The sequence below is a fragment of the Micromonospora sp. LOL_014 genome (genome assembly GCF_048060245.1).
Lineage (GTDB): Bacteria > Actinomycetota > Actinomycetes > Mycobacteriales > Micromonosporaceae > Micromonospora_E.
Map to the genome: position 1 here is coordinate 104,138 of NZ_JBHMIP010000006.1, position 17,330 is coordinate 121,467.

Here is a 17,330-nt window from a genome sequence, read left to right on the forward strand (position 1 = left end):
GCGCCGTCGACGGTGGTGCCACCCTGGCGCGCCCGGACGGACGGGGCCTTGCCGAACCGGCAAGGCAGACAACCGGCAGCAGAACGAGCACCGCCAGCGGCGGGCGTTGGGAGGCAGGAATGCGTACCGGAGTCTGGCTGATCGGAGCCCGTGGCTCGGTCGCGGTCACCAGCATCGTCGGCGCGCTGGCCGTGCGCGCCGGACTGGCCGACACCACCGGCTGCGTCACCGAACTGCCGCCGCTGCGCGGCTCGGCCCTGCCCAACTTCACCGATCTCGTCTTCGGCGGCCACGACATCGCCGCGACGCCGCTGGTGAAGAAGGCCGACGCGTTGGCCAGCGCCGGTGTGGTCCCGGGGCGGCTGGTCGCCGCCCTGCACACCGAGCTGACCGGTCTGGAAGCACAGCTGCGTCCGCTGCCGGCCGGGGCCACCCAGGCCGAGACAGCGGCGGCGATCGCCGCAGACCTGGTCGCCTTCCGCCGCCGGCACGACCTGGATCAGGTAGTGGTGGTCAACGTCTCGACCACCGAACCGGCGCCGCCACCGCATCCGGCGCACCACGACCTGGCCGCGCTCGCCGCCGCGCTCACCGAGGCATCCGGCGGCCCGCCGGTGCTGCCGCCGAGCGCGTTGGCGGCGTACGCCGCGCTCGGCGCCGGCTGCGGCTACGTCGACTTCACCCCGTCGGTGGGGGCCCGGTTGCCGGCCCTCGACGAGCTGGCAAGACAGCGGGGGGCGCCGTACGCCGGGCATGACGGCAAGACCGGCGAGACGCTGGTGAAAGCGGTGCTGGCACCCATGTTCGCGCTGCGTAACCTGCAGGTCCGCAGCTGGTCCGGCAGCAACCTGCTGGGCGGTGGCGACGGGGCCAACCTGGCCGAGCCGGCGGCCAACGCGGCCAAGGCGGCCAGCAAGCAGCGGGTACTTGGCGAGATTCTCGGCTATCAGCCGCAGGGGTACACCCGGATCGAGTACGTCGACGACATCGGGGACTTCAAGACCGCCTGGGATCTGATCACCTTCTCCGGCTTCCTCGGCACCGGGATGCGGATGGAGTTCACCTGGCACGGATGCGACTCGGCACTGGCCGCCCCGTTGGTGCTGGACCTTGCCCGGCTGACCGCCGCCGCCGCTCGTGCCGGACGCGTCGGACCCCTGCCGGAGCTGGCGTTCTTCTTCAAGGACCCGATCGGGTCGGGCCCGCACGCCCTCGGCGACCAGTGGCGGATCCTGGTCGACTTCACCGCGTACCTGCACGGTCAGACGGCCGAGCCGGGCGGTGTCGCATGACACCGCCACAGCTGTCGGATCTGGCCGAGCTGGTCCGGGCACCGGCAGCGCTGTCCGTGCCAGGTGACGTGGTCGCCGGGGCCGCTGCCGCCGGCGGGCTCGGCCCGCGTACCGCCGGGCTGGCCGGCGCGTCGGTCTGCCTCTACTGGGCCGGGATGGCCGCCAACGACTGGGCCGACCGGGAGCTCGACGCGGTCGAGCGGCCACAGCGACCCATCCCGTCCGGCCGGGTCACACCTGGTGCCGCGCTCGGTGTCGCCGCCGGGCTCACGACCGCCGGGCTGGCGCTCACCGCCGTCACCGGCGGCCGCCGGGCGCTCGCCGTCGGCGTGCCGCTGACCGCCGCCATCTGGGCGTACGACCTGTGGGCCAAGAACACCCCGGCCGGCCCGGCGGTGATGGCCGCCTGCCGAGGGCTCGATGTCCTGCTCGGCTCGGCCGGCACCGGCCGGACCCGGGCCGCGCTGCCTGCCGCGCTGGCCGTCGCCGCGCACACCTACACCGTGACCGAACTGTCCCGTAGTGAGGTCAGCGGTGCCGATCCCCGGCTGCCGGCGGCCACCTTGGCCGGGACCGCTGCCATCGCACTGGCCAGCGTCGCGCCGGCGGTCGGCCGGGCCATGTCGGTCCGCCAGGCCACCTCCGCCCACTGGTGGCGGGCCGGAGTCACCGCCGGACTCGCCGGCTGGTACGCCGCCCGATACGGTGCCGCGCAGACTGCGGTCGCCCGTGACCCCCGGCCCGAACAGGTACGCGCGGCGGTCGGCGCCGGCATCGTCGGTCTGCCCGCCCTGCAGGGCGCGCTCACCGCCCGGGCGGCGGCCACCGGCACCGGCCTGGCCACCGCCGTTGGGCTCGCCGTCTCCGCCGCCGCGCCGATCGGTCGGCGGCTGGCCCGCAAGGTGTCCCCGACATGACCGCCGACCCGGCCGGCGAGCGGGAACCGGCAACCGGCGGGCCCGGCCCGGACGCGGCAGCCGGGCTGCGGTTCGGGTACGGCACTAACGGCTTCGCCAACCATCGGCTCGGTGACGCGCTGGCGCTGCTCGCCGACCTCGGCTACCAGGGTGTCGCGCTCACCCTCGACCACGATCACCTCGACCCGTACGCCGCCGGTCTGCCCCGCAAGGTGGCCCGGGTCGCCGACCAGTTGCGGGACCTCGACCTCGCGGTCGTGGTCGAGACCGGCGCGCGGTACCTGCTCGACCCGTGGCACAAACACGCCCCGACCCTGCTGCACGACACTGCGGCCCGTCGGGTCGATTTCCTGCGCCGGGCGGTGGCGATCGGCGCCGACCTGGGCGCGGAGGCGGTCTCCTTCTGGTCGGGGGTGCGCCCGGGCGACGTCGACGACGCCACCGCCTGGGCCCGGCTGGTCGCCGGCTGCGCGACGGTCGTCGAGGCGGCCGACGCCGCCGACGTCACCCTCGGCTTCGAACCAGAGCCCGGGATGCTGGTGGCCGACATCGCCGGCTGGTGGCGGCTGCGCGACGCGCTGGGCCGCCCGGTCCGGTTCGGCATCACTCTCGACATCGGACACTGTCGGTGCCTGGAGCCGGTGCCGGTGCCGCAGTGTGTCACCGACGTGGCCGCGCACCTGGTCAACGTCCAGATCGACGACATGCGCCGGGGCGTGCACGAGCACCTCGAGTTCGGTACCGGGGAGATCGACTTCCCGCCGGTGCTGGCTGCCCTCGACGCCGCCGGTTACCGGGGCCTGGTCGCCGTCGAGCTGCCCCGGCATTCACATGCCGCCCCGGCGGTCGCCGCCCGGTCCATCGAGTTCCTCCGGTCCGCCGAACTCCAGGCTCGCACGGGACCGGCCGGTACGGCATCAGCCAGTACGGGTTCGGCCCGCACCGTCGTTGAAGGAGGCCAGCTGTGAACCGGTCCGCCCAGCCCGCCGAGGACCCCGCCGACGTCGCAGGCAGACTCGCCGCCGCGCTGGCCGGCGTACCCGATCCGGACTGGCTCGCGCAGGCGCGGAGCCGGATCATCACCGACCCGGTCAGCCTGCCGATGCTGTTCGCCAGCGCGGGCCGCCGCTGCGGCCGGGCCGAGCTGGCTGCCGTACCGGGTTGGTCGGCCGACGAGGCCGCCCGGGTGCTGCTCCTCGTCGACCTGGCCACCGTCACGACTGAAGCGGAGTTGGCCGCCGCGGTCGCCGACTGCTACCACCACGGCGACGCCGCGGAGCGTCGGGCGGTGCTCAAGGCGCTGCCGCTGCTGCCGGTCGGTGACCGGGCGGTGCCGTTGCTCGACGACGCGATCCGGACCAACGACACCCGGTTGCTGGCCGCCGCGCTCGGCCGGTACGCCCGCCACCTCGACCAGCCGGCGTGGCGTCAGGCGGTGCTCAAGTGCGTCTTCACCGGCGTACCGCTGGCTGCCGTGCACGGCCTCGACGCCCGCGCCGACGCCGAACTGCTGATCATGCTCGCTGGGCTGCACGACGAGCGGGTCGCCGCCGGCCGGAGCCTGCCGGACGACGCGCTCGCCCTGCTGCGGCGGCTGCGCACCGCGGCAGACACCACCACCCGACAGGAGGGGTGAATGCGCATCTTCGACCCGCACATCCACATGACCTCACGGACCACCGACGACTACCAGGCGATGGCCGACGCCGGGGTCCGGGCCCTGGTCGAACCGGCTTTCTGGCTCGGCCAGCCGCGCACCAACGTCGGCTCGTTCGTCGACTACTTCGACTCGCTGCTCGGCTGGGAGCCGTTCCGGGCCAGCCAGTTCGGCATCCGGCACCACGCCACGATCGCGCTGAACCCGAAGGAGGCCAACGACCCCCGCTGCGCCGGTGTGCTCGATGTACTGCCCCGCTACCTGGTCAAGGACGGGGTGGTGGCGGTCGGCGAGATCGGCTACGACTCGATGACCCCGGCCGAGGACGAGGCGTTCGCCGCCCAACTGGCGTTGGCCCGCGCGCACGAGTTGCCGGCCCTGGTGCACACCCCGCACCGGGACAAGGCCCGGGGCACCGAACGGACTCTGGCGGTGGTCGCCGAGTCCGGCATCGACGCCGGCCGGGTGGTGCTCGATCACCTCAACGAGGTGACAGTCGGGCTGGTCAAGGAGTCCGGCTGCTGGATGGGCTTCTCCATCTACCCGGAAACCAAGGTGTCGCCGCCGCGGATGGTGGAGATCCTCAAGGAGTACGGCCCGGAGCGGATCCTGGTCAACTCGGCCGCCGACTGGGGCCGGTCCGATCCGCTGCTGACCCGGACCACCGGCGCGGCGATGCTGGCCGCCGGATTTAGCACCGACGACGTTGACCGCGTGCTGTGGCGCAACCCGGTGGAGTTCTACGGCCAATCCGGCCGGCTCGACCTGAGCGACGTCGCCGCCACCGCACCGACCTTCGAAGGCAGCTCGATCATGCGGGGCGGTGGCTGATGCGCCTGCACGACCGGCGTCGGCGCACCGTCCACCTCAGCTACTGCACCAACGTGCACCCGGCCGAGGACCTCGACGGAGTGCTCGGCCAGCTCGACACGTACGCGGTGCCGGTGCGCGACCGGCTCGCTGCCGACCCGCTCGGCCTGGGTCTGTGGCTGGCCGCGCCGGCCGCCGCCGCGCTCGCCGCCGACCCGGCCGCCCGGCGCCGGCTGCGCACCGCGCTCACCGACCGTGGCCTGGAAGTGGTCACTCTCAACGGGTTCCCGTACGAGGCGTTTCAGGCGCCGGTGGTCAAACACGCCGTGTACCACCCGGACTGGGCCGACCCGCGCCGGCTCGACTACACCCTGGCGCTGGCCCGGATCCTCGCCGACCTGCTGCCCGACGACGCCGAGCGCGGCTCCATCTCCACGCTGCCGCTGGCCTGGCGGGAGCCGTGGGACACCGAGCGGGCCGACGCCTGCGCCCGGATGCTGGACCGGCTGGCCGTCGGTCTGACCGAGGTCGAACGGGACACCGGCCGCACCGTCCGGGTCGGCTTCGAACCTGAACCGGGCTGCGTCGTGGAGACCACCGCTCAGGCCGCCGAACAGCTGGCCCGGGTGGACACCGACCGGCTCGGCGTCTGCGTCGACCTGGCCCATCTCGCCTGTGCCTGGGAGGAGCCGGTCGCCGCGGTCGGTCGGCTGCGGTCCGCCGGGCTACCGGTGGTCAAGGTCCAGGTGTCGGCCGCGTTGGAGGTCACCGACCCGGTGCGGGACCGGTCCGCGATCGCCGGCTACGTCGAACCTCGGTTCCTGCACCAGACCCGGTCCGGGGTCGCCGGGGCGACCGACGACCTCGACGCCGCGCTCGACGCCGGGCTGCCCGGCCCGTGGCGGGTGCACTACCACGTGCCACTGCACGCCGCGCCGGTCGCGCCGCTGGCCTCGACGATGCTGCAGCTGCGGGCCGGTCTCGCCGCGATCATCGACGGCGACGGCTGCGACCACTTCGACGTGGAGACCTACACCTGGGGGGTGCTGCCGGCCGGACAACGCCCCACCGGACCCGACCAGCTCGCCGCCGGGATCGCCGCCGAGCTCGCCCAGGCCCGCGACGAACTGGTCGGGCTCGGCATGAGCGCCCGCACCCGTACCGCCGCCACCCGTACCGCCGCAGGATCGGAGGCCGCTGCATGAACCCGCTGCTCGTACTCGACGTGGTCGGCCTGACCCCCCGGCTGCTGCGCCACATGCCCCGGCTGGCGGCGGTCGCCGACTCCGGCTTCCAGGCCGAGCTCGGCACCGTGCTGCCGGCGGTCACCTGCTCGGTGCAGTCCACCTTCCTGACCGGTGAGCCGCCGTCCGGCCACGGCATCGTCGGTAACGGCTGGTACTTCCGCGGCCTCGGCGAGGTGTTTCTCTGGCGGCAGCACAACGCCCTGGTCGGCGGGGAGAAACTGTGGCAGGCCGCGCGCCGGGTCCGCCCCGACTACACGGTGGCGAACATCTGCTGGTGGTACGCCATGGGTGCGGACGTCAACTGGACGGTCACCCCCCGGCCGATCTACCACGCCGACGGGCGCAAGGATCCGGACTGCTATACCGATCCGCCGCAGCTGCACGACGAGCTGACCGGTCGGCTCGGCACGTTCCCGCTGTTCAACTACTGGGGGCCGGGTGCCGGGCTGGTGTCGTCGGAGTGGATCGCGAAGGCGACCCGGCAGATCATGGCCGACCATTCGCCGGATCTGACCCTGGCGTACCTGCCGCATCTCGACTACGACCTGCAACGCTACGGTGGCGCCGGCCCGCACGCGCAGCGGGCGGCGGCCGAACTCGACGCGGTGCTGGCTCCGCTGCTGGACGCGGCGGCGGCGCGCGGCGCGACCGTCGTGGCGCTGTCCGAGTACGGCATCACCGACGTGTCGCAGCCGGTGCACGTGAACCGGCTGCTGCGCGCCGAAGGGCTGCTGCGGGTTTACACCCAGGCGGGGATGGAGTACCTCGACCCGTGGACATCGCGGGCGTTCGCCGTCGCTGACCATCAGGTCGCCCACGTGTACGTTCGGGATCCGGCCGACGTCGCGACGGTGGCCAAGCTCTGTGCCGGCCTGCCCGGGGTGGCGCAGGTCCTCGACGCCGACAGGAAGGCGGCAGCCGGCCTGGACCATCCGCGCTCCGGTGAGCTGGTGCTGGTGGCCGAGCCGCAGGCCTGGTTCACCTACTACTACTGGCGCGACGACACCGCTGCGCCGGACTTCGCCCAGTTGGTGGAGATTCACCGCAAGCCCGGCTACGACCCGGCGGAGCTACTGTTCGACCCGGCCAATGCGGGTGCCGCCAAGGCACGCGCGGCGATCGCCCTGGCCCGCAAGAAGATCGGCCTGCGGTACACGATGAACGTGGTCGGGCTGGACGCCGGTGCCCGGGCGGTACGCGGATCGCACGGCCGGCTGCCGGAGGACCCCGCCGACGGCCCGGTGCTGCTCTGCTCGGACCCGGCGCCGGCCCAGGACCGGTTCGCCGCCACCGAGGTCAAGTCGCTGCTGCTGGAGCTGGCCGGGCTCGGTGCCGGTGAACCGGCACCGGAGGTGTCCCGGTGACCGTGGCGCCGGCCCGTCGAATCGGCGGGTCGCCGCGGGAGCGGTGCGACGCCGAACTGACGGCGTTCCTCGACCGGCAGGATCCGCACTGGCCGGACGGGGCATCGCGCGGGGTGTACGACACACTGCGCCGGTTCGTCCTGGCCGGCGGCAAGCGGCTGCGCCCGGTCTTCTGCTACTGGGGGTGGCGCGGTGCCGGGGGAGCGGACTGCCGGGAGATCGTCGCGGCCGCCGCCGCGCTGGAGATCTTCCACGCGTTCGCGCTGATCCACGACGACATCATGGACGGAAGCGACCGTCGCCGGGGCGAGCCGTCGGTGCACCGAATCTTCGCCGACCTGCACACCCGCTCGTCCTGGCGGGGCGACTCCGGCCGCTACGGTCACAACGCCGCGCTGCTCTGCGGGGACCTCTGCGCCGCCTGGGCGGACCAGATGTTCCACGAGTGCGGGCTCGATGCCGAGCAGATCCGACGCGGCTACGCGATCTTCGCTGGGATGCGGACCGAGGTGATCGCCGGGCAGTACCTGGACCTGGTGTCCGGCGTAGGCGACGGTTCCGTGGCCAGTGCGCTGACGGTAATCCGGATGAAAGCCGCCAGATACACGGTTACCCGACCATTACAGATCGGTGCCGCCCTTGCCGGGGCCGGCCCCGAACTGCTGGACGCGTACGCTGCCTTCGGCGATCCACTGGGCGACGCGTTCCAGCTCCGTGACGACGTACTCGGAGTGTTCGGCGACCCGGCGGTTACCGGCAAGTCGGTGCTCGACGATCTGCGAGAGGGCAAGTCGACGGTGATGATGGCGCAGGCCCGCAACCTGGCGGACCGCAGCCAGGCAGCCCGGTTGCGAGAGCTGTTCGGCAATCCGGAGCTGGGCCCGACCGGGGCCGACGAACTGCGCAGCATCATCGCCGACACGGGAGCTCTCGAGGTGATCGAGCAGATGATCCGGATTCGTACCCAGGAAGCGGTGACCATTCTTGTCGATGCGTCGTTGACCCCCGAGACGCGCGCGGAATTGACCGTCCTGGCTGAATCGGTGGCCGAGCGGCAGAGCTGACCCGCAGGACCCAAGGAGGCATCGTGGCCGTACCCCACCAGGTGACCGGTGGTTCGCATCCGGTCGACCAGCATGGTGTCGAACCGGGAACGGAGCACCGGCGGCTGCGGATAGCCATGATTGGCCAGAAGGGGATGCCCGCGACGTACGGCGGGATTGAACGTCACGTCGAGGAGTTGGCCAGCCGGCTGGCCGCTCGGGGACACGACGTCACCGTGTACTGCCGGCCCAGCTACGGGTCGGTGCCGATGGACCGGTATCGCGGCGTACGGCTGCGCCAGGTGCGAACCGTGGCCAGCAAACACCTCGACGCCATCGTGCACTCCACCACCTCGACCCTGGCCGCCATGCGTGACCGGCCGGACATCGTCCATTACCACGGTCTCGGCCCCGGCCTGGTCGCGCCGCTGCCCCGCTACCTGGCCCGCAGCAAGGTGGTGCTCACCGTGCACGGCCTCGACCAGCAGCGGGCCAAGTGGAGCCGGCTCGCCCAGACGGTGCTCGGTACCGCCCACTGGCTCAGCGGGTACGTGCCCGACGCCCGGGTCGCCGTCTCCCGCGGTCTGGCCAACCACTACCAGACCAGGTTCGGCAGTTCGGCCAGCTACATCCCGAACGGAGTCGGCATCCCGCGCCAGGTCCCGGCCCGACAGATCGGCCCCCGCTTCGGCCTCACCCCCGGCCGGTACCTGCTGATGGTCGGCCGTCTCGTGCCGGAGAAATCGGCGGATCTGCTGGTCCGCGCATTCCGCCAGGTCGACACCGACCTGCGGTTGGCCATCGTCGGCGGATCGTCGTTCAGCGACGACTTCGTGGCCCGGGTACGCGCCGAGGCCGTCGACGACCCTCGGGTAGTCTTCACCGGCTTCGCGTACGGCGATCTGCTGGCCGAGCTCTACTCGCACGCCGCCGCTTTCGTCCAGCCGTCCCGGCTGGAAGGGCTGCCGCTGACCCTGTTGGAAGCGGCTTCCTACGGATTGCCGGTGGTGGCTAGTGACATCACCCCGCACGTCGAGGTGCTCGCCGCCGACGGACCCGGTCACCGGATCTTCCGCGATGGTGACGCCGACGATCTGGTCCGCGCGCTGCGCCAGCTGGCCGCCGATCCGGACGCGGAGCGCATTGGCGCAAAGGCCTTGCGTGACCGGGTCGGCGTCGAGTACACCTGGGACGCGGCCACCGCCGAGCTGGAAGCGCTGTACCTGAATCTGCTGCCGGCCCGCAAGCCGCAGCTGATCCGGCCCCGCCGCCAGCCCCGCAGCGAACCGGACGGCTGATGGCCGGCCCCGGCGTGTCGGCCTATACTGCCTCGTTGCGGATCCAGCTAGATTAGGCCGGCCCACCGGCGAACGGCGGTGGGCCGGGCCGGCCCACCGGGACGGCGGATCGACCTCCGTCCGCCCCGACCCGGGGCCGGTGGCGGTCCGGGTATGCGGCGCGGCTCGACCCGACAACGGGCGAAGCGGGACAACTGGCAAAGCGGGACAGTGGATCGGCGTGCGGTGACCAGACGACAGCGGGAACCCCGGCCAGCGGGCCGGCTGCTCAGCGTGCTCGCTGCGGCCGCCGCCGCGGCCGTCGCCGTTGCCGTCGGCCTGGCACTCGCCGCCGGTGACCGGCGCGGTGTGGTGCTGCCTGTCGCCCTCGTCGCCGGAGCCGCCGTCGGGGTGCTGGCCATCACCCGGTTCTCCGGGTACGTGATCCTGATGCTCGCCGTGCGTCCGCTGCTGGACGTGGTCAAGCTGAGCGGACCGACCGCCGGCCGGACGGACACCGACCAGGCGTCCCGGCTGAGCGACCCGTCGACCATGGTCGCGGTGCTCTTCCTGCTCGCCGCCGGGCTCTGGCTCGCCGCCCAGTTGCGCCGCAGCGGCCGGTTGCGCGGCACCCCGCTGGGCTGGGCGATGCTGCTGGTCGGAGCGACCGCGCTGGTCAGCGCGCTCGGCGCGAACCGGCCGACGCCGAGCCTGCTCGAGGCGATGCGGATCCTGACCGTGGTGGTCATGTTCGTGGTACTCGAACAACTGATGCCCGACCGGGTGGCGGTTCGGCGGATCCTGATCGCCTGCTACGGCTCGCTGGCCCTGGCGCTGCTCTACACCGTGCTGGTCAGCGCCTTCGGGCAGGTGCCGTCCGAGGTCAAAGGCCAGTTCATCAGGGTCAGCGGCCCGTTCAGCCAGTCGACCACCTTCGGCCGGTACCTGATGTTCATGATCGTCTTCGGGTTCGCGATCTACCGGTTCCTGGCCCGTCGCGCCCAGGTGGTCCTCGCCATACTGCTCGGGCTTTCCCTGGCTTTCCTGATGCTGACCAATACCCGTTCGGCGATCCTCGGCGCGGCGCTCGGGCTGATCGTCGTCGCGGTGCTGCACCGCAGCGGTCGGATGCTCGCCACCCTGCTGGTCGTCGCGGTCGCCGGGGTCAGCCTGCTGCCCTCGGTCGGGGGCCGGTTCGCCCAGCTCGCCGAGGACCGGCCCACCGGCGGCGGGCCGACCGGCAACACCCTGCAGTGGCGGGTCGACTACTGGGCGGAGATCGTCACCCTGGCCAACCGCAACCCGGTAACCGGGATCGGGCCGAACATGACCCAGCACGAGACCTTAGAGGCGAAGAAGCCGCACAACGACCTGCTGCGGGCGTACGTGGAGACCGGTCTGGCCGGGCTGCTGGCCTACCTGGCGATGCTGGTGCTGCTGCTGTACACCGCCCGTACGGCGTTGCGCCGCGCCCCGCCGGACAGCCTGGAACGCGGCGCCGCGGTCGGTTTCGCCGGCTGCGCGGTGGTGTTCATCGCGGTCAGCCTCGGCTCCAACGTCATCTCCAACGTGGTGACGCTGTGGTACTTCGTCGCGTTCGCCGCCGCGGCCAGCGCCATCGCCCACGGGCGGGCCACCCCGGCCGTCGGCAACCCGGACCGCGGCCTGATCGTTGACCCGTCTACCCCACCGGCCCGGTCACCACGTTCGGCCGCCGGACAGTACTGAACACCGACAAAGCCGGCATGAGTAGGAGCCACAGCGTGGAGATCGTCGACTACCTGCGCATCGCGCGCCGGCGGCTGTGGCTGCTGGTCGGTGTGCCGGTGCTAGCTGCGGGCGCGGCCGCGACCCTGGTGCTGATCGCCCCGCAGCAGTACACCGCTATGGCGTACGTGGCCGCCCCGGCTCTGGTCGGCGGCACCGCAGCCCAGCAGTTCACCGGCAACCAGGCGGCCAACCAGTTCGCCGCCGCGTTCAGCGCCGCCGCCACCTCCCCCCGCGTGATCGACGAGGTCGTCGCCGACACCGGCGTGGCCGCCAACCGGCTGCGGTCCGGGCTGGTGGTCAACCAGGTTGGCGTGAGCAGCCAGATGGAGATCACCTTCACCTCGCCGGACCGGGCGACCGTCTCACCAGTGCTAACCGCGACCGTCGAACGCGCGCTGGCGTTCCTCTTCTCCTCGCAGGTCGCGATCGCCACCGAGCAGGTCGCCGCGGCCAGCGCCGACGTCGCCGCCGCGACCGCCGCGATCACCGCCTGGGAGAAGGAGAACAAGGTCACCCAGCCCGACAAGATTTACCAGGCGACCCTCAACGAGATGGCGAGCCTGCGCCAGCAGCGCCTGCAGATGCAGGCGGTCGGCAACGGCCGCGGCGCCGACGCCGCCACCGAGGCGATCAAGGCCGGGCAGAAACAACTCGACACCATCGGCCCGAAACTGGCCGACTATCAGGCGCTGATCGCCCAATGCGACGCCGCCACCGGCGCGCTCTCCTCGGCCCGGCAGGGCCTGCAGTCCGCCCGCGCACAGGTCCAGGCCGCCGACCCGGCGGAGGTGGCCAGCATCGGCGCGGTCCGCGCGGTCTCTCGTACCACCAGTCTGATCAACACCACCGTCTCGGTCGCCGGCGCTGGTCTGCTGCTCGCCGTCATCCTGGTCGCGATGCTCGAGCTACTCGCCCGCAACCGTGCCGGTGAACCCCCGGCGTCGTCGACCGACAGCCCGAACCCGCCGCCCGGCCCCCGCCCGACCGGCGGCGACGAGACCCGGGAGATCCCGGTGGCCCGGGCCGGCCGGGTTGGTCGGGCCGCGCCGGTCGGTCAGCTGTCCCAGGCCGGCGGCCGGGTCTACGGATCCGATGGCCCGCTCGAACCGCACCCGGGGCGGTGACGTGACGGCCGAGCCGCCCCCGGCCCCCGCCGCCAGCACCCCGTCGGGCCCTGACTCCGGCGATCAGCACATCCGCGGGATGGCCCGGGGCGGCGGGCTGAACCTGGTCGGGGCGATCCTCAATCAGGGTGCGGTATTCCTGGTCATGCTGCTGCTGGCCCGCTTCCTAGGGATCAGCGAGGTCGGTCAGTACGCCCAGTGCTACGCCGTACTGGCCCTGCTCAGCCTGCTGTCGCTGTCCGGGTTCCGGGCCGGGCTGACCCGGTTCGTCGCCGTACACCTCGCCGACGACGACCCGGCCGCGATCCGTGGCACCATCCGGCTCGGCCTGGCCATCTCCGCCGGCTCGGCGACCGCGATCGCGGTCGCGCTGGCCGTGGCCGCCCCCGCGTTGGCCGCCGCGCTGCACGACCCTGGCCTGGTCACCGGGCTGCGCCTGGTGGCGTTGACCCTGCCGGCGCTGACCGTCTGCGAGGCGGCGCTCGCCGCCACCCGGGGCTGGCGCACCCAGCGGCCGTTCACCCTGATCGGGCAGATCTACGAGCCGGGTACCCGGCTCCTACTGACCGCGCTGGCCCTGATCCTCGGCGCCGGCGTCACCGGCAGCTACTGGGCGCTGGTCATCGCCGGCTGGTCGGCCGCGTTGCTGGCCCTCGGCGCGCTGGCCCGGCTGATGCGCCGGGTCGCGCCGGGCCCGGTCGTCTACCGGCCCCGGCAACTGTTCAGCTTCTCCACCGTGAGCTGGGTGTCGTCGCTGTCGTCGACCGGCCTGATCTGGGTCGACACCCTGATGCTCGGCTTCTTCGCCAACGACGAGATCGGCGTCTACAACGTCGCCACCCGGCTGGTCACCGTGGCGATCTTCGTGCTGGCCCCGATCAACGCCGCGTTCGGGCCGTACCTGGCGTACCTGCACCACCAGGGGCGGGCCGACGAGGTACGCCGGATCTACGGCGCCGCCACCGGCTGGGTGGTGCGGCTGTCGCTGCCGGCGTTCGTGGCGCTGCTGGTCTTCCCGGAGAGCCTGCTGACGGTCTTCGGCGGCGGGTTCGCCGCCGGCGCTGCGGTCACCCTGGTCCTCGCGGTCGGGCAGTTGGTCAACGCGGCCACCGGGCCGTGCGGCACGGTGCTGAACATGTCCGGCCGGGTGGCGATCAACATGTACGACAACATCGCCGCGCTGTTGCTGAACATCCTGCTCAACCTGTGGCTGATCCCGGCGTACGGGATCATCGGCGCGGCGGTCGCCTGGGCGATCTCCCTGGCGGTGGTCAACGTCGCCCGGGTGCTGCAGGTGCGGGCCCTGATCCACGCCGTGCCGGTGACCGTTGGCATGCTCAAAGGGCTCGCCGCCGGGCTGGTCGCGCTGGCCGCCGGGCTGGTCGTCCGGCTGCTGCTGCCCGGCTGGCCGGAGCAGTTGCTGGTCGGGCTGCCGGTGGTGGTGACCGTCTACGTGGGCGTCGTGCTGGCGCTGGGCCTGAGCCGGGAGGACATCATGGTGCTGCGTACCCTGCGCCGGGGTGGCCGGCGCGGCGGGGTCGGCCGTCCCGGCGGGGCGGACGGCCCGGACCGGCCCGGTGCACCGGTGGCGAACCTGGAGGAGGCGGCACGATGACCGGCAACCGGGGGACCACCGACCGGCTGCGCCGTACGGTACGCGGGGCGCGGGCCTGGGCGCGCACGATGGTGCCCGGCCAGCTGGGTGCCCTGCCGGACTTCCTGATCATCGGTGGACAACGTTGCGGCACCACCTCGTTGCACCACTATCTCGCCGCCCATCCGCAGGTGCGCCCGGCCACCGGCAAGGAACTGCAGTACTTCAGCATCCACCACGGACGCGGGGAACGCTGGTATCAGGCGCACTTCCCGGCCCGCCCGGCCGGGGTCCGCAGCTTCGAGGCCAGTCCGTACTACCTGTTTCACCCGAGCGTGCCGGCCCGGGTCGCCACCGACCTGCCGCAGGCCCGCTGCATCGCCCTGCTGCGCGACCCGGTCGAGCGGGCCTACTCGCACTACCTGCACACCCGCTCGTACGGTGCCGAGCCGTTGTCGTTCGCCGACGCGGTCGCCGCCGAGGAGCGGCGGCTGGCCGACGCGCTGCGCGACGGGCCGGGCAGTCCGGCCGCGCACACCGCGCTGCGCAACCACTCGTACCTGGCCCGGGGCCGTTACGCCGAGCAGTTGCAACGCTGGTACGCCGTCCTACCGGCGGATCGGCTGCTGGTGCTGCGCAGCGAGGACATGTACGTCGACCCGGCCGGCGTCTACGACCGGGTGCTGCGCTTCCTTGACCTGGATCCGTTCACCCCGGCGGGGTTCGCCCAGCACACCCGGCGCACCGACCAGGGGCCGGGGGAGCTGACCGACGAGCTGCGCGCCCAGCTCGGCAGCTACTTCGCCCCGCACAACGCCGACCTCGCCGACCTGCTCGGCTGGCCGCACACCTGGTCGCCCCGGAGCTGACCGACGCTCGATCGCGGCTCCGCTGATGCCGGCCGGGGCCTGCCGTCGGCTGAGACACTGGGTGTCTCCGGCCAGAATGGCGGTTGTCCGTTGCCGTCTCGACCCCGTGAGCCGCTGGGTGCCGCTGCCTCCCTGCTGCTCGTGTTCTGCGGGGTAGCGGCGGTTTTCTGCTCCCTTTGTCGGACGGCCGCGTGCTTGGAGTTCCGCAAGGATCCGCTGCAGCAATCGGGGGAGCGGGTGTTCGGGCTCACCGGCCGGGTCTACTCGGACATCACCGCCAGGGCGGTGTCCTGCCCGTAGCGACCTCGGAGCAGCCGCCCACCGCTTCATGATCACATGACGAAAGTTCGGCCGACACGCCGACAGGCCCCCAGCAGAGCATCAAGTGATCATGATCCGGCGGCAAGGCCAGGTTCAGGAACCGTCGGCTGGTGCACGGGTGAGTACGCCGTGCAGTACCTGGTCGGTGAGGTGGTCGCGGAACCGGGTGTCGGTGGGGTCGGCCCCGGCGACGGACCGGCCGAGCACGGCGAGCAGCAACGCGCCGAGGACGGCGTTGGCGGTGTCGGCAGCGTTGGCGATGTCTGCGACGGTGACTGCGCCGTCTGTGTCGGCCTTTGCTTCGGCGAGGAGTTCCCGGAGCGGGCCGGCGATCCATCTGTCGTTGGCGGCCATGACGTCGGTCATCCGGCCGGTGGAACCGAGGGCGCTGAGCAGGCCGGCGCAGATCCCGGGGTGCTGCGACAAGTAGCTGGCGAGAGCCGCCACCATCGCCCGTAGTCGCCGCTCGGGCGGGTCGGTGGGGTCTACCGACGCCTGTACCGCCTCGGCTCCGTCCTGGGCGTGCGCGGTCAGCAGGAACGCGAGCAGGTCGTCGCGGCCCGCGAAGTAGTAGTACAACGTCGCCCGCGACGCCCCGACCATGCCGGCGATGTCTTCCAGCCGGGGCGCGGGGTCGCCGTGGAGCACCTGCTCGCTGACGTCGAGCAGGCGTCGCGCGAGGTCAGCCGGAGGGGTCTTCACGTTGACACAGCCTATCCGCTTGTCCTGGATCAGAATCCAGACTACAGTCTAAATCATGGTTGAAATCAGATCCTACGGCCCGTGGGCGCTGATCACCGGTGCCTCATCCGGCATCGGTGAGGCGTTCGCCGAGTACCTCGCCGCTGCCGGGCTGCACCTTGTCCTGGCGGCCCGATCCACCGACCGGCTCGAGATCCTCGCCACCGCGCTGACCCGTGCCCACGGCATTAGTTGCCGGGTGGTCACCGTCGACTTCGGCAGGACCGAGGCCGCTGTCGAGCTCGTCGACGCGACCGCGGATCTCGACGTCGGCCTGCTGGTCTCCAACGCGGGCACCGGCCAACCCGGACCACTGCTCGACCAGGACCTCGGCGACCTGCACCGCCGGCTCACCGTCAACGCCACCACACACCTGGATCTGACCCACGCCTTCGGGCGGCGGTTCGTCGCCCGCGGCCGAGGCGGCATCATCCTCGTGTCGTCACTGGGTGCGGTGCACGGGCTGCCGAACATGGCCCACGAGAGCGCGGCCAAGGCCTATGTGCTCAACCTCGGCGAGGCCCTGCACCACGAACTCGCCGCCGCAGGCGTGGCCGTCACCGTGCTGTTGCCGGGCAATGTCGACACCCCGATCATCGACGCCCTCGGCATCGACCGGGCAGCCATGCCGATCCGGCCCCAGCCGGTCCAGAACGCCGTACGCGAAAGCGTGGCCGCGTTCCTGCGCGGTCGGCCCACCCACATCCCGGGCCGGTCGATGCGGATCATGACCCGGCTGCTGCCCCGGACCCGGTCCATCCGCCTCAACGGCCGGATGCTCGGCCAGGCCGCCCGCCGCCTCGCCGAACGGGAAGCCACCACCACGGTGGCCCCGTCGTGAACGCCGCTGCCCTGCCCGCCGGGGTGGAGCGGGTCAGCCGGATCCCGTACCGGCTACTCAGCTGGGGGGTGCCGATGGGGCCGCTGACCCTGCTGCGTACCCAGGGCCGGCGCACCGGCCTGCCGCGTACCGTGCCGGTCGTCACGCTGCGGCACGCCGACCTCGACTGGCTCGTCTCACCGTTCGGTGCCACCCAGTGGGTGCGCAACATCCGCGCCAACGGCCACGCCGAACTCGGCCGCGGACACCGGCTCCGCACCGTCGGCCTCGTCGAGGTCGACGGCGAGACCAAACTGGACGTCCTGCATCGCTACCGCCGCGCGTTCGGGTTCATCCCGTTCGTCCGGCAGGCCTTCGACGCCACCCCCGGCGACGGTCCGTCCGGGTTTCGCACCGAAGTGGATCGCCACTCGGTCTTTCTCCTCCAGCCGCGCGGCTGACCCGCTCACTCGCTGGCGAGGCC

16 protein-coding genes are annotated in these 17,330 nt (G+C 72.4%); 15 read left to right on the top strand and 1 reads right to left on the bottom strand.

Annotated elements, in window-relative coordinates:
- Window positions 1–119 precede the first annotated feature (119 nt).
- The 13 genes from ACFHW1_RS07495 (at window position 120) to ACFHW1_RS07555 (ending at window position 14,964) form a co-directional block, all read left to right on the top strand.
- Window positions 120–1,292: an inositol-3-phosphate synthase gene (locus ACFHW1_RS07495; RefSeq protein WP_416554474.1), complete on the top strand. Its 1,173-nt coding sequence runs from the start codon at window positions 120–122 to the stop codon at window positions 1,290–1,292.
- Window positions 1,289–2,209, top strand: a complete 921-nt coding sequence (locus ACFHW1_RS07500) for an SCO3242 family prenyltransferase (protein ID WP_416615125.1) — start codon at window positions 1,289–1,291, stop codon at window positions 2,207–2,209. Before ACFHW1_RS07495 ends, ACFHW1_RS07500 begins: the two co-directional genes overlap by 4 nt.
- Window positions 2,206–3,177: a sugar phosphate isomerase/epimerase family protein gene (locus tag ACFHW1_RS07505; protein WP_416554478.1), complete on the top strand. Its 972-nt coding sequence runs from the start codon at window positions 2,206–2,208 to the stop codon at window positions 3,175–3,177. Before ACFHW1_RS07500 ends, ACFHW1_RS07505 begins: the two co-directional genes overlap by 4 nt.
- Complete coding sequence (locus ACFHW1_RS07510) at window positions 3,174–3,845, top strand: EboA domain-containing protein (protein WP_416554480.1); 672 nt, start codon at window positions 3,174–3,176, stop codon at window positions 3,843–3,845. Before ACFHW1_RS07505 ends, ACFHW1_RS07510 begins: the two co-directional genes overlap by 4 nt.
- The gene (locus ACFHW1_RS07515; protein WP_416615127.1) at window positions 3,846–4,697 is read left to right on the top strand and encodes a TatD family hydrolase; all 852 of its coding nucleotides are present in this window, start codon (window positions 3,846–3,848) and stop codon (window positions 4,695–4,697) included.
- Window positions 4,697–5,881 carry a metabolite traffic protein EboE gene (eboE, locus tag ACFHW1_RS07520; RefSeq protein ID WP_416590570.1) on the top strand — a complete coding sequence of 395 codons (1,185 nt, stop codon included), beginning with the start codon at window positions 4,697–4,699 and terminating at the stop codon, window positions 5,879–5,881. Before ACFHW1_RS07515 ends, eboE begins: the two co-directional genes overlap by 1 nt.
- Complete coding sequence (locus ACFHW1_RS07525) at window positions 5,878–7,287, top strand: alkaline phosphatase family protein (RefSeq protein WP_416554486.1); 1,410 nt, start codon at window positions 5,878–5,880, stop codon at window positions 7,285–7,287. Before eboE ends, ACFHW1_RS07525 begins: the two co-directional genes overlap by 4 nt.
- Window positions 7,284–8,351: a polyprenyl synthetase family protein gene (locus tag ACFHW1_RS07530; RefSeq protein WP_416554488.1), complete on the top strand. Its 1,068-nt coding sequence runs from the start codon at window positions 7,284–7,286 to the stop codon at window positions 8,349–8,351. The genes ACFHW1_RS07525 and ACFHW1_RS07530 overlap by 4 nt, the downstream gene beginning before the upstream one ends.
- Window positions 8,352–8,374: 23 nt before the next feature.
- A complete protein-coding gene (locus ACFHW1_RS07535; protein WP_416615129.1) occupies window positions 8,375–9,628 on the top strand; it encodes a glycosyltransferase family 4 protein in 1,254 nt (417 codons plus the stop codon).
- Between the two features lie 225 nt (window positions 9,629–9,853).
- Entirely contained in the window at window positions 9,854–11,335 is a 1,482-nt protein-coding gene (locus tag ACFHW1_RS07540) for an O-antigen ligase family protein (protein WP_416568106.1), read from the top strand.
- Window positions 11,336–11,352: 17 nt separating this feature from the next.
- A complete protein-coding gene (locus ACFHW1_RS07545; RefSeq protein WP_416568105.1) occupies window positions 11,353–12,501 on the top strand; it encodes a Wzz/FepE/Etk N-terminal domain-containing protein in 1,149 nt (382 codons plus the stop codon).
- Window positions 12,470–14,116, top strand: a complete 1,647-nt coding sequence (locus tag ACFHW1_RS07550) for an oligosaccharide flippase family protein (protein WP_416568104.1) — start codon at window positions 12,470–12,472, stop codon at window positions 14,114–14,116. Before ACFHW1_RS07545 ends, ACFHW1_RS07550 begins: the two co-directional genes overlap by 32 nt.
- Window positions 14,113–14,964, top strand: coding sequence for a sulfotransferase (locus ACFHW1_RS07555; protein WP_282231720.1), 852 nt, complete (start codon window positions 14,113–14,115; stop codon window positions 14,962–14,964). The genes ACFHW1_RS07550 and ACFHW1_RS07555 overlap by 4 nt, the downstream gene beginning before the upstream one ends.
- 414 nt (window positions 14,965–15,378) lie before the next feature.
- Here ACFHW1_RS07555 and ACFHW1_RS07560 read toward each other — a convergent pair whose 3' ends face one another.
- Window positions 15,379–15,987 (bottom strand): TetR/AcrR family transcriptional regulator, encoded by a 609-nt coding sequence (locus ACFHW1_RS07560; RefSeq protein WP_416554499.1) that lies wholly within the window; start codon window positions 15,985–15,987, stop codon window positions 15,379–15,381.
- Window positions 15,988–16,042: 55 nt separating this feature from the next.
- Between ACFHW1_RS07560 and ACFHW1_RS07565 the strand changes: the two genes are divergently transcribed.
- Window positions 16,043–16,867: an SDR family NAD(P)-dependent oxidoreductase gene (locus ACFHW1_RS07565; RefSeq protein WP_416554501.1), complete on the top strand. Its 825-nt coding sequence runs from the start codon at window positions 16,043–16,045 to the stop codon at window positions 16,865–16,867.
- Window positions 16,864–17,307, top strand: coding sequence for a nitroreductase family deazaflavin-dependent oxidoreductase (locus ACFHW1_RS07570; RefSeq protein WP_416615131.1), 444 nt, complete (start codon window positions 16,864–16,866; stop codon window positions 17,305–17,307). The genes ACFHW1_RS07565 and ACFHW1_RS07570 overlap by 4 nt, the downstream gene beginning before the upstream one ends.
- Window positions 17,308–17,330 lie beyond the last annotated feature (23 nt).

What these genes read in the sequence shown, in the direction of transcription:
- ACFHW1_RS07515 (WP_416615127.1), top strand. Translation starts at nt 3,846, where the DNA reads ATGCGCATCTTCGACCCGCACATCCACATGACCTCACGGACCACCGAC.
- ACFHW1_RS07550 (WP_416568104.1), top strand. Translation starts at nt 12,470, where the DNA reads ATGGCCCGCTCGAACCGCACCCGGGGCGGTGACGTGACGGCCGAGCCG.
- ACFHW1_RS07565 (WP_416554501.1), top strand. Translation starts at nt 16,043, where the DNA reads ATGGTTGAAATCAGATCCTACGGCCCGTGGGCGCTGATCACCGGTGCC.
- ACFHW1_RS07505 (WP_416554478.1), top strand. Translation starts at nt 2,206, where the DNA reads ATGACCGCCGACCCGGCCGGCGAGCGGGAACCGGCAACCGGCGGGCCC.
- ACFHW1_RS07545 (WP_416568105.1), top strand. Translation starts at nt 11,353, where the DNA reads ATGAGTAGGAGCCACAGCGTGGAGATCGTCGACTACCTGCGCATCGCG.
- ACFHW1_RS07500 (WP_416615125.1), top strand. Translation starts at nt 1,289, where the DNA reads ATGACACCGCCACAGCTGTCGGATCTGGCCGAGCTGGTCCGGGCACCG.
- eboE (WP_416590570.1), top strand. Translation starts at nt 4,697, where the DNA reads ATGCGCCTGCACGACCGGCGTCGGCGCACCGTCCACCTCAGCTACTGC.
- ACFHW1_RS07555 (WP_282231720.1), top strand. Translation starts at nt 14,113, where the DNA reads ATGACCGGCAACCGGGGGACCACCGACCGGCTGCGCCGTACGGTACGC.
- ACFHW1_RS07495 (WP_416554474.1), top strand. Translation starts at nt 120, where the DNA reads ATGCGTACCGGAGTCTGGCTGATCGGAGCCCGTGGCTCGGTCGCGGTC.
- ACFHW1_RS07525 (WP_416554486.1), top strand. Translation starts at nt 5,878, where the DNA reads ATGAACCCGCTGCTCGTACTCGACGTGGTCGGCCTGACCCCCCGGCTG.